General features: G+C 54.0%; 11 protein-coding genes. 9 read left to right on the forward strand and 2 right to left on the reverse strand.

Translation table 11 applies throughout. The annotated features are described in order from the left end of the window. The first annotated feature begins 48 nt into the window (after nt 1-48). On the forward strand, nt 49-537 hold the full coding sequence (locus MKZ15_RS05045; RefSeq protein WP_155608570.1) for a low molecular weight protein-tyrosine-phosphatase: 489 nt from the start codon (nt 49-51) through the stop codon (nt 535-537). A gap of 451 nt (nt 538-988) precedes the next feature. Here the strand turns inward: MKZ15_RS05045 and MKZ15_RS05050 are convergent, their stop codons facing one another. Further along, nucleotides 989-1882 carry a carbohydrate ABC transporter permease gene (locus MKZ15_RS05050; protein ID WP_155606355.1) on the reverse strand — a complete coding sequence of 298 codons (894 nt, stop codon included), beginning with the start codon at nt 1880-1882 and terminating at the stop codon, nt 989-991. 21 nt (nt 1883-1903) lie between these two features. Continuing rightward, a complete protein-coding gene (locus MKZ15_RS05055) occupies nt 1904-2875 on the reverse strand; it encodes an ABC transporter permease subunit (RefSeq protein WP_155606356.1) in 972 nt (323 codons plus the stop codon). A 250-nt stretch (nt 2876-3125) separates the two neighbouring features. Here MKZ15_RS05055 and MKZ15_RS05060 point away from each other — a divergent pair, with 250 nt between their 5' ends. The 8 genes from MKZ15_RS05060 to MKZ15_RS05095 all read left to right on the forward strand — a co-directional run bounded on the left by MKZ15_RS05060 (nt 3126) and on the right by MKZ15_RS05095 (nt 16065). After that, nucleotides 3126-4691 carry a response regulator gene (locus tag MKZ15_RS05060; protein WP_339820324.1) on the forward strand — a complete coding sequence of 522 codons (1566 nt, stop codon included), beginning with the start codon at nt 3126-3128 and terminating at the stop codon, nt 4689-4691. After that, complete coding sequence (locus MKZ15_RS05065; RefSeq protein WP_339820325.1) at nt 4669-6495, forward strand: sensor histidine kinase; 1827 nt, start codon at nt 4669-4671, stop codon at nt 6493-6495. The genes MKZ15_RS05060 and MKZ15_RS05065 overlap by 23 nt, the downstream gene beginning before the upstream one ends. Nucleotides 6496-6675: 180 nt before the next feature. Then, nucleotides 6676-8283 carry an ABC transporter substrate-binding protein gene (locus tag MKZ15_RS05070; protein WP_213623545.1) on the forward strand — a complete coding sequence of 536 codons (1608 nt, stop codon included), beginning with the start codon at nt 6676-6678 and terminating at the stop codon, nt 8281-8283. A 557-nt stretch (nt 8284-8840) separates the two neighbouring features. After that, complete coding sequence (locus MKZ15_RS05075; protein ID WP_244868528.1) at nt 8841-9734, forward strand: ABC transporter permease subunit; 894 nt, start codon at nt 8841-8843, stop codon at nt 9732-9734. Between the two features lie 3 nt (nt 9735-9737). Further along, nucleotides 9738-10634 (forward strand): carbohydrate ABC transporter permease, encoded by an 897-nt coding sequence (locus MKZ15_RS05080; RefSeq protein WP_213623526.1) that lies wholly within the window; start codon nt 9738-9740, stop codon nt 10632-10634. A gap of 86 nt (nt 10635-10720) precedes the next feature. Then, nucleotides 10721-12409: a hypothetical protein gene (locus tag MKZ15_RS05085; RefSeq protein ID WP_339820327.1), complete on the forward strand. Its 1689-nt coding sequence runs from the start codon at nt 10721-10723 to the stop codon at nt 12407-12409. A gap of 227 nt (nt 12410-12636) precedes the next feature. Further along, nucleotides 12637-14466: a sensor histidine kinase gene (locus MKZ15_RS05090; protein ID WP_244868527.1), complete on the forward strand. Its 1830-nt coding sequence runs from the start codon at nt 12637-12639 to the stop codon at nt 14464-14466. A gap of 6 nt (nt 14467-14472) precedes the next feature. Beyond that, nucleotides 14473-16065: a response regulator gene (locus MKZ15_RS05095; RefSeq protein ID WP_339820331.1), complete on the forward strand. Its 1593-nt coding sequence runs from the start codon at nt 14473-14475 to the stop codon at nt 16063-16065. Nucleotides 16066-16117 lie beyond the last annotated feature (52 nt).

A 16117-nucleotide genomic window follows, 5' to 3' on the forward strand; every position in this document is an offset into this window, starting at 1 on the left:
ATCTGCTAAGAGAGTGTAGATCGCTTATAGGAAGGAAGAGGGAGAACCATGGATAACGACAAACGCAAAGTGGGAGTTTTGTTTGTATGCCTGGGGAACATTTGCCGTTCGCCCATGGCGGAAGCCGTCTTTCGGCATCGGGTTACCGAAGCGGGATTAAGCGAACAGTTTGTGATCGATTCGGCGGGAACCGGCAATTGGCATACGGGAAATCCGCCGCATCACGGTACGCGCCGCATTTTGGACCAGTACGGCATTTCCTATGAGGGATTGCAAGCGCGACAGGTGGCGCAGGATGATTTTGACAAATTCGATTATATCATCGCGATGGATAACCAAAATGAACGCGATTTGAAGGCGCTGGCTCTTAAGACCGATGCTCAGATCGTGAAGTTGCTGGACCTCGTGTCGGAATCGCAGTTGAAGGAGGTTCCCGATCCGTATTACACAGGGAATTTCGAAGAGGTCTACGGCCTGGTGCAGCAGGGCTGCGGAGCTTTGCTGGAGCTGATTCAGCGGGAAAAAGCGCTGGGCTAAGCTTGAATTTGGCCTGCCTGAGCAAAACGAAGCTGGCCTTAGTTAACTAGCCAGGTGAACTAGGCGGGTGGTGCTTGGCTGCTAGATACGTGCAGCGGCTGTCCGACCGAGGCGAAATGTTGTGAAAAGTGCAACATTTTCGCGGGCATAACCGCCGAAACGGCTGAAATGTTGCCAAAACTGCAACATTCCCACCGCATCACGGCGACTGGGGCCAGAAATGTTGCATAAAATGCAACAATTCCCCCTCAACCCGCCCAGCGAGCGCAAAATGATGCACAAAATGCAACATTTTGCCCCTTCGGCGACGGGTGGAGGAACGTCCGCCCGCTCACACTCGCGAGTTACCAGCAAGCAAGCATACGCACGTAAGCACGCATGCACACAGCTTCCCCCCACAACAAATAACCCGTCCGGCATTCGCCGCGACGGGTTTCTTCATTCCCACACATTAACTTTTGATCGCACCCATCATGATTCCTTTGACGAAGTACTTTTGCACAAACGGGTACACCATGATGATTGGAAGGGTCGCGACCATCGTGACCGCCATCCGGATGCTTTCGCTGGATACCGGGATGCGTTTAGCGTTTTGCGCCATCTGCTGGGCATCGGTCATCATCGCGCCGGTCTGGAATTGGTTCAGGATTTTAACCAGGACCGCCTGCAGCGTCTTAAGCTCCGGTTTATACGTATAGATGTAGGAATCGTACCAGGAATTCCAATGGCCGATGGCCAGGAACAAGCCGATCGTCGCCAGCACGGGCACGCACAGCGGGAGAACGATGCGGACGAAGATCTGCAGGTCGTTCGCGCCGTCGATTTTGGCCGATTCTTCAATTTCGCCGGGGAGCTGCTCGATGAAGGTCCGCACGAGGATCATCAGGAACACGCCGATCAAGCCCGGGAAGATAAACACCCAGAACGAATCGATTAACCCCAGCGCCTTGATGACCATATACGTCGGAATCAGGCCGCCGCCGAAATACATCGTAAATACGAAGAAAAACGAGAAATACTTCCAGCCGAGCAAATAACGTTTGCTTAAGGTGTAGGCCAGCATGGAGATACAGATGATCGACACCGCGGTCCCGATCACCGTCCGCAGTGCCGTCACCTGCAGTGCGCTCCAGATTTCCGGGTTTCGGAAAATCGTGACGTAGCTGGCAAACGTAAACTCCCGCGGCCAGAAATACAGATTACCTCGCAGCGAGTCCGTGGCGTCGTTCAGCGAGATGATGAGAATGTTCCAGAATGGATAGAACGTGACGAGAAAGATGCCCGACAGGAACAGGTATAGAGCAGTGTCAAACAGATGCTCGGTAATCGTTTTATGGTTTTTCATGCCGTTTCCTCCATGCCAGGTTTAGAACAAGGACTGGCCGTTGATTTTTTTCGCGATCTTGTTGACGATCACCACGATGATAAAGGCGACAACCGAGCTGAACATGCCCACGGCGGCAGCGTACGAGAACATGCCGTTCTGGATCCCGTAGCGGAACGAGTAGGTCGATAGCACGTCCGAGTAGTCCTTCGTCAGATCGTTCCCCAGCAGGAAGTGCTGGTCGAACCCGGCGTTCAGAATGCCGCCCATAGCTAGAATCAGCAGAATGACGATCGTGGGCTTTAGATGCGGGAGCGTGATAAAACGAATCTGCTTAAACCGGTTAGCCCCATCCACCTTGGCCGCCTCGTACAATTCCGGGTTGATTGAAGAGATGGCTGCCAAATACATAATCGAGCTGTAGCCCATATCCTTCCACGTGTTGCCCAGCGCGACGATCCACCAGAAATACTTGCCGTTCTGCAGGAACAAGATGCTCTCATTCGTGATGTGAAAAAACTTCAATAGCGCGTTCACCGCCCCGTCCGAGGACAGCAACGTCACGATAATGTTGGCCGCGATGACCCAGGAGATGAAATACGGTAAATACGATGACGTCTGTACGATTTTTTTGAATTGGACGTTTTTGATTTCGTTAATCGCCAGCGCGATCAGGATCGGCATCGGAAACGAGAACAGAAGAGTGATCAACGTCGAAGCCAAAGTGTTGCGCAGGATGATTAGGAAATCGCCGTTATTGAAAAAGTAACGGAACCACTGCAGCCCAACGAATTCGCTGTGGAACAGGCTGTACCAGAATCGGCCGAGCGTGGGCTGGTAGTTGACGAACGACATATACAATCCGGCCATGGGAGTATAGGCGAACAGGATCGCCCAGATGAGCGCCGGCAGCATCAAGAGGAACAGATATTTTTGCTGTTTAAAGACGGGCCATAATTTGCGGCGCGGAATTTTCAGTTCCGTACCTTCGCGTAGATTCAAGTCGGTTTGCATAGCGGCACCTCGCATTGGTTTCTTAGTCGTGGCATTCAGCTTTACGGCTTAAAAAAATTATAAGACCCCCGAAAATTCAATGTCGATAAAGCAATGTATCGAATCATGCTTGAAAATAACTTTCATGCGAAAGGAGGATTCAGTTCGCCTGCATGTAAGCGCTATAATCAAAGAGGAGGCAGTTCAAGGAACTGCCTAACCTTACGGTTATTAGATTCGGAAAGGCTGCATAAGAAGGGGGCTTGCGGACATGTACAGCATTTTTCTGGTGGACGACGAGGAATTGGAATTGGAGATGATGCGGGACTTCATCCGTTGGGAGGATATGGGGATTTACGTGGCCGGTGTCGGTATCAACGGGAAGGACGCTCAGGAGAAAATCCATGCCATTCAACCCGACATCGTGCTGACGGACGTACAGATGCCGCTGATGGACGGCCTGGAGCTGGCAAAGTGGGTCAGCGAATACTACGACTGGATGCAGATCGTTTTTTTGACCGGTCATGACGAGTTCAATTATGTCAAATCCGCATTGCACGTCGGCGCGGTTGGCTATTTGCTTAAGCCGCTGGACCTGGAGGAAATCACCGGGGTGATGGGGCGAGTGAAGCAGAAGTGTGAAGAGGTGCGTTTAAAATATAAATCGATCCAGATGACCAAAGCCAAATTGTTGAAGGAACTGCTCCATGAAAAAGACGCCGTTCGACGGTTGCAGCTCGCCGCCGCGCTCGGTAAGCTGGAACGGCGGGAAGTCGCCGGTACCTACACGCTGGCGCTCTGCAGCGTAGACCGCTTCACCGGCGGGGAGACGTCTGACACGGGGGGAGCGGCAATCTCCCGCCTGCCGGAGGTGGCGGAGGAGTATTTCCACGCCGTTCGCAAGGACGCCGTGGTCGCCGCACTTCAAGAAGGCGAGCTTGCGATCTTTATCGAGGCTGAGCCCGGAAGCCAGCCGGGGGTTACGCATGAGCAGTGGGGCACCCTGCAACAGACGATTCGGGGATTGCTGGGGCTGTCGGTGACGCTGGCCATTGACAGTGAAGAGACCGGGCCAGCCGGCATCTCCCGGCTGTATGAGCGGGCGCGTAGCCTGCGGGACGAAAGGTTCTATCTTGGTCCGGGACAGATCATTTATGCCGGGGATGTCAAACCGGGGTATCCCTATGACTCACTGCCCCCCTTCCCTGAGCAGGAGTGGATGGAGGCGCTGCAGCAGCTCCGAGGCGAAGATGCAGAAGGAATTCTGGGCGAATTTCTCACGAATGTGCGTCAGCTGCGGATCGACAAGCCGCTCGTGTACGAGTGGGGGATTGATCTGCTGGCCCGCCTGGAGGAACGGCTTCACAGCCCTAGCCTGCAAGGCTACGCTGAACCGGTCAAGCGCGCAACCCTCTACCAATCCATTTACGATTGCCAGACGCTGGAGGAGATTGAGGCAGCCATCCGGCGGGCAGCCGCGCATTATCTGGAGCTGCTGATGGAGCGATCCACGGACAAAAACGCGAGGCTTGTGCAACAAGTTTGCCAGATCATCGACCAGACGTTTCACGAGCCGATCACGATTCAAAGCTTATCCAGCCAGGTTTATCTGTCGCCGAACTATTTGCGGTCCATTTTCCGGGATAAAACCGGTATGACGATCCATGATTACCTGACGCGGATCCGCTTGGAGAAATCCAAGGAGATGTTAGCTGATCCGTCGCTGAAAGTGCAGGATATTGCCCAGAAAATCGGCTATGAGAGCACGTCCTATTTCATATCCTTATTCCTGAAAAACCAAGGAGTCACGCCCAATGAATATCGAAAAAATCTATAGGGAGACGGACGGCAGAAGCCCCGTCATGCGGCGGATCTCTTTGTTCAGGCAGCATTGGTTCGCCAATTTGCGGCTGCGCAACAAGCTGTTTATTATTTTCCTGCTCGTATCCTTCATTCCGTGCTCCGTGCTCATTTATTATTCCTATACCTCCACGCGGGACACGATCACCGAGCAGACATATGCTTCGTTAAGCGGCACGCTGAATCAGATTAATACGAATCTCGAAAACCGGCTGGGGTACTATGAGCAACTGACGAATATTCTTTATATGGACGCGCAGCTGCGGAATTTTTTGTCCAATGATTACGAACAAGCTTTTTATTATCTGGATGCGTTCCAGTATATCAATCGTACGATGTCTTCCATGTTGATCTCCAACGCCAATATTCAAGGCATCACGATTTACATCGATAACAAGACGTTATATTCCGATAAGCAGTACATCAAATACACCGAGGAGCTGCCGGACACGGTGAAGCAACAAGCGCTGAATGCGGCGGGGAGCCCGGTATACACTCATATCGACGATCCGCAGACAGGGGCGTCCTACGTTACGCTTGCTCGCTCACTCAGTTACTTCAGCTTGATGCATCCTTACGGCATCCTGACGATTAACATCGACGACAAGGAAATCTATTCCCTGATCGAAAAAGAAAACGTCAATAAGAGCGTCTACATCATCGACAGCGACGGACGTGTCATCAGCTCCGGAGATACCGCGATGAAGGGGCGACAGTTGTTTGACGTCTATCCGATTCAAGCCGATCTGACGCTGTCCGGCGGAAAGTTTGACACGCGGATCGACGGTCAGGAACGCTTTTTTACGTACAAGAAGCTAAGTAATGGTTGGACGACGGTCATTACCGTTCCTTATGACGAGTTGTTGGCCAATACGAATAAGGCGACGAAGCGGATTGTCTGGATTTCCGTAACCGTGATTGCGGTGGCTGCGCTGCTGATTTTCTTTACGGCCAAGGTGATTACGAAGCGGATCGAGGTGCTGCTGCAGCAAATTCGCAAGGTGGAGCGGGGGAATTTCCAGGTCAAACGCAAACCGATGGGCAACGATGAAATCGGGCAGCTGTCGTACGCCTTTCAGAAGATGACCACTCGAATCCAGGAGCTGATCGACGAGGTGTACGTCAAGGAAATCGCCGTGAAGGATTCGGAGTTGACGACGCTGCAGGCACAGATTAACCCGCATTTTCTGTATAACACATTGTCTTCGATTTCCTCGCTCGCCTTGAAGGAGGGCAGCACGCAGGTCTACCAAATGGTCAGCCATTTGTCGAAGTATTATCGGATCTCGCTGAACAAAGGGAAAAGGGTGGTCCTCTTGGAACAGGAAATCCAACTGGTCAAAAATTACGTTTCGATCCAGGAGATTCGGTTCCGCGGGATGCTGCACATGCATTATGATCTGGACGAGTCGTTGTTTAACCGGACGGTCATCAAGCTGATCCTGCAGCCGTTTATCGAGAACTGCATCAACCATGCGATTTGGAACGAAGCCGGCATCCACATCATCGTTAGGCTGAAGGGGGAGGGTGACGATCTCCTGCTGCAGGTGATCGACGATGGGCAGGGGATGACCCGCGAGCGGCTGGAGGAAGCGTTCAGCAAAGCCAGCAATCAATCCGGCTATGGCATCAAAAACGTAGACGACCGAATCAAGCTGGCCTATGGAGAACACTATGGCGTGGAAATCTTCAGCCGGCTCGGAATCGGGACGAATGTCACGATCCGCCTGCCGCTGAATCCGAACGCGTCAGATCTCGAAACCCGGCTGAATATGGGCTAAGCGTGGGCTAAATACCGGCCGAATCGATGAAAGTCGTTTTCCACTATGAATAGTAACATTGCGTTATGGATAAACAGGATGGCGCTTTTTACAATTGAGGTGAGCTTGAGGTCCAAGCGCAAAAGCACAAGAGAGGGGTTTACGCGAATGAAGAAGAAGCTGCTATTCATGGTATCCTCTATGATGATCCTCGCCCTGCTTGCAGGCTGCGGGTCCGGGAACGCCCCGTCGGCCGGGGGGAATTCGCCCGCGGCGAACGGAGGAACGAACGGGGAGGCACCGGCGGATGATAAGTCGCCGATCACGTTAACGTTGTTTGACCAGAACACGGGGGATCCTTTTACAAACCCGGTAGCGAAAGCGATTACAGAAAAAACCGGCGTGACGGTAGAGATCCAACAGCCGACCGGGAATCCGGCGGAGAAGCTGAACCTGATGCTGGCGAGTAACGACTTGCCGGACATCGTGTTGATGAGCCGCGGCAGCGACATCATGAACAAGTATATTTCCTCGGGAGCCGTTATTCCGTTGGATGACTTGATCGAGAAGTACGGACCGAACATCAAGAAGATGTACGGAGATACGCTGAAGAAGACGCGCAGCATGGACGGGAAGAACTACTATTTGGCCAACTGGTACGGGCTGGAGCAGTATCCGGTGTTCGGCTTCCTGATGCGGATGGATTTGATGAAGGAGCTGGGCGTCGGAGATAAGGTGAACAACGGCGAGCCGTTTACGGCTGAAGAGTTCGAGAACCTGCTGAAGGCGTTTAAGGAGAAATACCCGACGATCGACGGCAAGGAAACCATCCCGATGACGCTGAACGGCGAGAACATGAGCGGCGTGACCGGGACGTTCAAAGGGATGTTTGGCATTATGCCGTTTTACGAGAAAGACGGCAAGCTGCTGAAGGATATCCGCGATCCACGGTACCTGGACATGATGAAATATATGAATTCCCTGTATCGTCAAGGTTTGCTCGACAAAGAGTGGGTGACGATGAAGACGAAGCAATATGAGCAGAAGCTGGGGGCAGGGAATATCTTCGCCACAGCCGACGCGGGCTGGAACGTAGGGACATCCAATGGTTTGCTGAAGGCGGATGCCCCGGACCCGGCTAAGGCGGAGGAGAGACAGTTCTACCAATATAAAGTGCTGGCGCCGGGTGTTGGACCGGACCAAACGTCTTACGGGCCAAAGAGTTCGCTCGGTTGGGACGGCATTACCATCAGCAAAACGAACAAGGATCCGGTACGCACGATCAAGTTCCTTGATTTTCTCGCCAGCGAAGAAGGGCAATATTTGATGATGTGGGGCGTGGAAGGCGAGCATTGGGACATGAAGGACGGCAAGCATGTGCCGCATCAGGAAGTATTGGACGCCTTCAAGAAGGATTGGGCGGAAGCTTCCCGCACGACCGGGATCCGCAAATGGACCTGGACGATCAAGAACGGACCGGGCTCCGACGGTACGCCGTATGACCTGATCGGCCGCGGCATGAACGATCCGACGACCGACCTCGCGATCAAGAACCTCGCGGACACGTCGTTCGACACGGCTCCTTACGACAGCCTTGGCCCGGCCGGCGGTACGCCGGAAGCGATCATGGAGACGAAGGTTAACGAAACGATTAACGAGTTCTTCCTGAAGATGGCCCTGGCTCCAAGCGAGCAGGAGTTGGTCGCCTTGTACGACACCATGATGAAGCAGGTGGATGCCGCCGGCTTGCCGAAACTGGAGGAAGTCTACAACAAGAACTACGAAGAGCGCATGAAATTGTGGGAATAGAGCAGTAGGGCAGAGCGACGCGAGTCGCGGGGGACGATGGGGTCCTCCGCGGGCTCGCGTTTTTTTGGGAAGTAGGTGCCTACGTACCCCCTCCACCCCTGCCACCCCCGCCACAAACCTGCGACAAGCGCAAATGTTGCAGTTTGTGCAACATTCTAATCGGGACCACGGGCGTTCTAGTTAAAATGCTGCATAAAGTTCAGCATTTTTGGAGCAGAAGGCCCAAATTGCCATGAAATGTTGCACTAAATGCAACATTTTACGCCTTAGGGCTCCAGGTGAGCCCAAAATGTTGCAGGAATTGCAACATTGGCTCGTATTACCCGCATCGACCGCACACAATGGCACCATTCACACCGAAGCATCACAACGCATTTCTTCCACACTATTTGCACCTTACGCACCTTCGTCTATCCACAAAAATCGTGCCTTTGGGTTTGGGGAACTACATGATGACTAAGTCGCTCCACCTTCCAATCAGAACGACAGAAATCCAACCGTTGCTATATGGTTCCGCTTACATGGTGGACTTATAATGAACCCCAAGAGGTGATACGGTGCTTACCAAACTTGCAAAATACCGCTGGCAGTATCTTATGGTTCTGCCCGCTGTCGTCTTACTGTTCCTGTTCAGCTATGTGCCGATGGCGGGCATCCAGGTGGCGTTTAAGGAGTTTCAAATCGGCACGACGATATGGAACAGCCCTTGGGTGGGGCTAGAGAATTTTGCGTTTCTGCAGGACGATCAATTTTGGCTGGTGGTGCGGAACACGGTGTACATCGCCGTCCTGAAATTCGTGTTCGGGTTTCCGGCGCCCATCCTGCTGGCGCTGTTGATCAACGAGCTGCGGCATAACGGCTTCAAGCGGTTCGTCCAATCCGTCAGCTATTTGCCGCATTTTTTCTCCTGGATCGTCGTTGCGTACATTTTGCAGTCCTTCCTGACGCTGGATGGCGGACTGGTGAACCAGCTGATCGCGAACCTGGGCGGCGACCCGGTCTTCTTCCTGGGATCGACGCAGTGGTTCCGCCCGATGATCGTCACAAGCAGTTTATGGAAAGAAGTCGGATGGAACACGATTCTATACTTGGCCGCCATTACGACCATCGATCCGCAGCTGTATGAAGCGGCCAAGGTGGAGGGAGCGGGGAAATGGGCGCAGATGCGGCACATTACGCTGCCGGGAATGATGCCCACCATTTCGATCGTGCTGATCCTCAGCATGCCAAGCTTGATCGCCGTTGGGATGGATCAGATCTACCCGCTGATGAATCCGGCCAACCAGCCGGTCGCGGACGTGCTGGATACGTACATTTTGCGAAGCGGCTTGCAGCAGGGGTATTTCGGGATGGCGACCGCCGTCGGGATGTTATCCTCTTTGCTAAGCCTGATCCTGGTGATCGGCACGAACCAGCTGTCCAGAAAAGCTAACGGAGAGGGGCTGTGGTAAACGATGCAAACTTCCAAGGGCGAAAAAATCAGCCAAGCCGTCATCGTCTTCCTGATGCTGCTCCTGTGCGCTTCGGTCATCTACCCCTTCATGTATATGCTGTCGATTTCGCTCAACGTTGGCAGCGACGCAGCCAAAGGCGGGGTGTATCTGTGGCCTAGGCAGTTCACCTGGGCGAATTACGAGATCGTATTGGGCAACGTCGTCATTCGGCATGCCTACCTGATCACGGTCACCCGAACCCTTATCGGTACGTTGGCCGGACTGTTAGTGACGCTGCTTGCCGCATTTGGACTGTCCTACGAGCGAATGCCGCTTCGGGGCGTCCTGTTGACCTATGTGCTGATCACGATGTTATTCAGCGGCGGGTTGATCCCGTTTTACATCCAACTGAACGAGCTGCATTTGCTAAACACGTTTTGGGTCTATATCGTCCCCGGGGCGTTTTCGGCCTGGAACATGTTCGTCATGCTGAAGTTCATTCAGGGTATTCCGGCCGCGCTTGTGGAATCCGCGGAGATTGACGGAGCTAATCCGATCCGCGTGCTGTTGTCGGTCATCTTGCCGTTATCGAAGCCGATGTTGGCCGCACTCGCCTTGTTTACGGCCGTCGGCCATTGGAACGACTGGTTTGCAGGGGCGTTTTTCGTCACGGACCAAAACCTGATTCCGGTGCAAACCTTCCTCCAGCAGCTATTGTCGGCACAAAATATCTCGACGGTGCTAGGCTCGAACAACAACATCGAATCGCTTGCCCGCGGCACCCAGCTGTCCAACGTGACGCTGATGTCGATCAAGATGGCGACCGTGATGGTCAGCGCGATTCCGATCCTTTGTGTTTATCCGTTTTTGCAGAAGTATTTCGTTAAGGGAGTACTCATCGGCTCCGTCAAGGGGTGATGTTACCTCATAAACATCAGGGATCGGCAGAATCAAGCAACTGGATGAAATCACACACGTTGAATCAAAAAATGAAGGGGGAAACGATGTTGAATTCACGGAAAACTTGGATTCGAAGATGGATGGCAGCCACGCTTGCGGCGTTCATGATTGCCTTGGCAGCTTGTTCCGGCGGCGGGGGAAACGGAGGCGGCGCAGAAACCAACAGCTCCGAAGGCGGGAATGCCGCAACAAGCGAAGACACCTCGACTTTTAAGCTATGGCTCGGCTGGACCGCCATGATCAACAACAACAGCATGGTGCAAAATTACTGGCGCGAGCATGAGCCGTTCATCGATCTTCAGTTGGAATCAACGCAGGGCGATGCCATGACGGCGCTTAACCTGAAGCTGAACACGGGCGGCTTCGAGGATGCGGCGATCTTCGGCCGCGGTGATATCGTCGATAACGCCATGATCCGCTCCAATACGATCTTGCCTCTGGAGCAATACTTCGACATGCCGGACAAATATCCAGGCCTTGCCTCGATTCCGAAGGAATATCTGGAGCCCATGAAGGATGAGGAGGGCCATATTTGGTCGATTCCGACCTGGTTTGACCAGCATCCGGAAGATCCATGGCCGGGGTGGGCCTCCGGTGGCTGGTTCGTTCGCACTGATGTCCTGGAGAAGACCGGCATGACGATGGACGATCTAAAAACGCTGGACGGCGTGGAGAAATATTTGAAGCTCGCTGCCGAGCAAAAGGATGCGAACGGCAACAAGCTGATCCCGCTTAGCTTCCTGTCTGAGGCCAGCGACGAGAACGTCATCCTGAGCACCTTCGGCGTGACCACGACAGCGGCCGGCGGCGTCATCCCTGTGGAGAAGAAAGGCGGCGAGTACGTCTTTATCTACGACGACCCGCAGTACAAGGCGGCTTATCAATGGATGAACCGGATGTACCGCGAAGGTCTCTTGGACCATGAAGTGATGACCGACAAGAAGGAACGCTACAAGGAAAAAAACAAAACCGGGCGCATTGCGATGAATACCGGCGGTTTCTTTAATATGGACGCCCAGCTGTGGGAAGTCCTCGACGGTCCGACGGAGCCGGCCTGGTATTATGAGACGATTCCGTATCCTCAGGTCGAGGGCGTAAGCCAGCTCGGGTATAACCAGATTATCAATCCGTTCCCGGGAAATGACGTCTACATTAGCAAAAAGACGAAAAACCTGGACGCCATCCTCAAGTTCTTCGATTACACCCTGCAGCCGAAACCGGAGCAGCAGCAAGTGGTTAACGAAGGTCCGGCCGGCGTGTTCTGGGACTGGGTTGACGGTCCGCTGGGCAAGTGGGAGTACACGGACGCAGAATACCAGACCCTGCACGACTCGGGAGATCAGGCGAAGAAGGTCAGCACCACGCCAGAACTATATATGACTTCCTCCTACAGCAACGAATGGTACCCGTGGTGGAACTACAATTTGACCGAGCCAAAGGGCCGTCTGAAGACGATCGATTTCACCGAGAAAATCGGCAAAATGGGCACGATCCGCGTCGCGGAGCCGTATGACCGGGTCAAAGCGAAGGCGGGAGGCTTATGGGAGAAATATTTGCCGGAGCTGGATGCCGTCAAAACCGAATATAAAGCCAAGCTGATCATGGCCAAGGACGAAGCCGCTTTCGAAGAGGCATGGAACGAGTTCCAGGCCGCGTTGGAGAAACGTGCTCACTGGAGCGAGCTGAAGACCGAATGGCAGGAACAGCTGAAGGCCGAGGAACAAAACGGCTAACACCAGGCGTTATGCAGCGGTGTCGACCGCTCTGAAACAAGGTTGCCCCGATCTTTACAAGGATCGGGGGCAGCCCTGTTTTTGCTGTTATGAGGGTTCTGAAGAATAACTGCCTACATGCAGTTATTTCTCCGCCCGGCCCAAAGAGGTCGTTACTTCTCTGAATTCGTGTAAGCAGCGGCAAAGTAAAAGGTCCACTCTTGATATAAGGGGAAGGAGCAGCAAGCGTGAGAGTATGGCTGGAGAACCGCGTAATCCGCTTTACCCGGGGGATGAACCTCCGAAGGAAAATCTTCGTTATGTACGGCCTGATTTTGCTGGTGCCCAGCTTGATCCTCGGCGGCATCACAATGGGAGTGGTTGTGCGCAGCTTTCACGAAAATTACGTGGCGACCGTTGACGAATCGATCAAGCAGACCGCAATCAACGTTGATTACAGCAAGAAAAGCTACGACCTGCTGGCGATTCGCACGGCGACCGATAGTGAGCTGATCGCCCGGCTTGGGCGGGAATATGCGGACATGACACAGATTATTGATACCGTCGATTATCTGGATCGCAATTTCATGCTGACGAGTAAGTATTTGCCGGGGATCATAGATTTTCGCATTTATCATACCAACGATACCTTGGTGGAGGACGGACGGCTCTTGTGGCGGCCGCAGCATCGGCTTCTGTCCGGACTGGACGAATGGGACTGGTACGAGAAGACGATGGCTTCCTCTACGCTCCTGTTCTGGAGCACGGCGCCGGAACATCCCGGCCGGATCGTGTTGACGAGCAAAATTTTAAACAGCGCTGGGGAGCCGCTTGGCATGGTGTATATCTTGCTGGACTATAACGTTGTGTTCGGCAATTTGCTGAAGCACCCTTTTGCCGAGGACGGAAGTTTGTACATTGTGGATGACGAAAAACGCATATTGGCCACGACCGAACAGGACAAGATTGGCCGTCGCGTTCTGGCGTCGGGCTGGCCGGAGGGGGACGATGGGATCGAGGGGAGGAGGAGTGGAGAGATCGACAAGGAAGATCCGGCCGCGGCCGCCGTTTATGACCTGACCGGGACTAAACAGCTCGTAACGCTTGAACCTCTCACCTCCGGTTGGTATGTCGTCGCCTTAACGCAGATGAAGTATATGGACGGCAGGAGCATCACCCTGTTGGCGTTGATCGCCGGGACGGCGATCCTCCTGCTGGTGCTCTCCATGTTCCTGATTACGACGATTATCAATAACGTCGTCCGGCGTATCCGACGGCTGGGGCATCGGATGTACGATCTATCGCGCGGCGAATTCGACGTAACGATCCGTAACAAGGTACAGGATGAACTTGGCGATCTGGAGCTGATGTTCAATTCCATGTCGGAGCGGCTCGGAGGTTTGGTTGAAGACATCCGAACCTCGAGTTTGCTGGAGAGGGAGCAAGCCTTTAAGGCGATGCAGGCGCAGATCAATCCGCATTTTATCTACAATTCCTTGAGTCTGCTCCGCTGGCGTGCGCTGGACGCGCAAGACGAAGAGCAGGTCCGTATCATTGACGCGTTGAGTACCTTCTACCGACAGACGTTAAACAACCAGGTCGCGGTGATTCCGATTCGCGAGGAATTGGAGCATGTGAAGGCGTATCTGGAGGTACAGCAGCTGCGGTATCCGGAGCGGGTCCGGCTCGAATGGGACATCGAGGAGCAGGTACTCTCCTTGTATACGCTAAAAACCTTGCTTCAACCGATCGTAGAGAACTGTTACGCACATGGGGCCATAACACGAAGAGGGGATGGGGCAATTCGCATCGCCGTATGGCGGAACGGCGACAGCGTTGCCATGTCGGTGGTCGATAACGGCCAAGGAATCGCGCCGGAGGTGCTGGCCGCGTTGGAGGCAGGGACTTACCTTGGCAGCGGGAACGGGTTCGGGACGGCGAACATCCGGGAGCGATTGGCGTTATATTTTGGCGAGGAAGCGGCATTGAAGCTGGACAGTGAGGCGGGAGACTGGACGCGGGCAACGATCCGGTTTCCGGCATGTACCGAGCCGCCCATCATCCGAAGAAGGGGCTGAGAAGACATGGAATTGCTGAAGGTACTGATCGTGGATGACGAGCCATCGAACATTCAGGGTTTGGTGCGCTACATCCAGTGGCGGGAGCTCGGGTATGAGGAGCCGCAGACGGGAGAATCGGGCGAGGAGGCCTTGGACGCGATTCGCCAAACGGCATTTGACGTCCTGATTTCCGACGTCGCCATGCCCGGCATGAACGGCATCGAGCTGGTTGCCCGGGCGAAAGAGCTGCTTCCCCGGCTTCAAGTGCTGATGATCAGCGGATACAACGAATTCGAGTTCGTACAGGACGCCATCCATGTCGGGGCGCAAGGGTACGTGCTCAAGCCATTGAAGCTGGAAGAAGTGTCAAACCGTTTAACGACGATGCGGGAAACGCTGGAGAACATGCGCAGGCTGGCCGAGCAGACTGAGGATTTGAAGCGAAAAGTGTCCGGCAGCCAGCGCCTGGTCCGGGAACGCGTCCTCAGCGATCTGCTGGCTGGACTTGTCCCCGGGGAAGATATGGAAGCTTCCTGGGACGGCTTGATGGTGCTGCCTGCGGCGGTTCGTGAATTACGCCTGTTTGTGTTCAGTCTGGACCATTTCTTGTCGTTGAAACAACGGGCCGAGGAGCGGGTCGTGCTGTCGGCCTTGTTCCGCCAGACGGTCGACGTCGCCTTGTCCGGGTTCGGTTCAGTTTGGCTGGCGCAAACGTCTCCCGATGAAATCGCCGCTTTACAGCTGGACCCGTCGGCAGAGGACAAAGCGCGGATCGAGAAGCAGCTGAGGTTCGTTCAGGTTATTTTGCAGGAGCAGCATGACTCGACCGTAACGATAGGCTGCAGTCCGACGGTAAGCCACTGGAAGGAACTTCCCGATCGCTATAAGGAGATCAGGTTCCGTATGGCCCAGGCTCGCTTGATTGCGGATGGGCAAATCGTGAGAGGAGAAACGCCGGATGCCGGCGCGTTCGATGATTACCGTCTACGGGAGCAGTGGATTCCGGAAGCCATCCGGCAAATGGAGGGGGGAGATGCTGCCGCCGTCCGGGAAAAGATGAACCGGGTAATTGACCTGCTGTCAGGACAGCCTTCTTTTTCCTACGTACAGGCCATCGGCATGAGCTTCCTCAGCGAGTTGATCCGAACGCTTCGGCGGGGCGGCGAGGCAGACCAGGAAACGAATATCGTGCTTTGGCGCCAAATGCTGGATTGCAGCAGCGCGGAACAAATCATCGAATTTCTGATGGAGTGCGTGGATCGGTATATGACGGTGGAGGCGCAGGAACGGATGAACCAGCAGCGCCATTTGATCCGGAAGGTAGCCGCGTTTATCGACGAACGGGTGCAGGACAACTGGACGGTTAAACAGCTTGGCGAGCGGTTCAATTTGAACGCCAGCTATTTGAGCGTGTTGTTCAAGAAGGAAATGGGCAAGACGATTTCGGAATACGTCCAGGAAACCCGCATTCGGCAAGCGAAAGAACTGCTGTGCGACCCGAGCATCAAGGTTTACGAGGTGGCCGATCGCGTAGGCATCCAGACCTCGGCGTATTTTACGTACTTGTTTAAGAAGCTGGTCGGCTGCACGCCTCAGGAATACCGGGATTACCGGTGATCCCAAAAAAGTCATTTCCCGTTATCGATCGGAACATCGCTCTATAGAACCC

Source organism: Paenibacillus sp. FSL R7-0216, from assembly GCF_037969915.1.
Classification (GTDB): domain Bacteria; phylum Bacillota; class Bacilli; order Paenibacillales; family Paenibacillaceae; genus Fontibacillus; species Fontibacillus rhizolycopersici.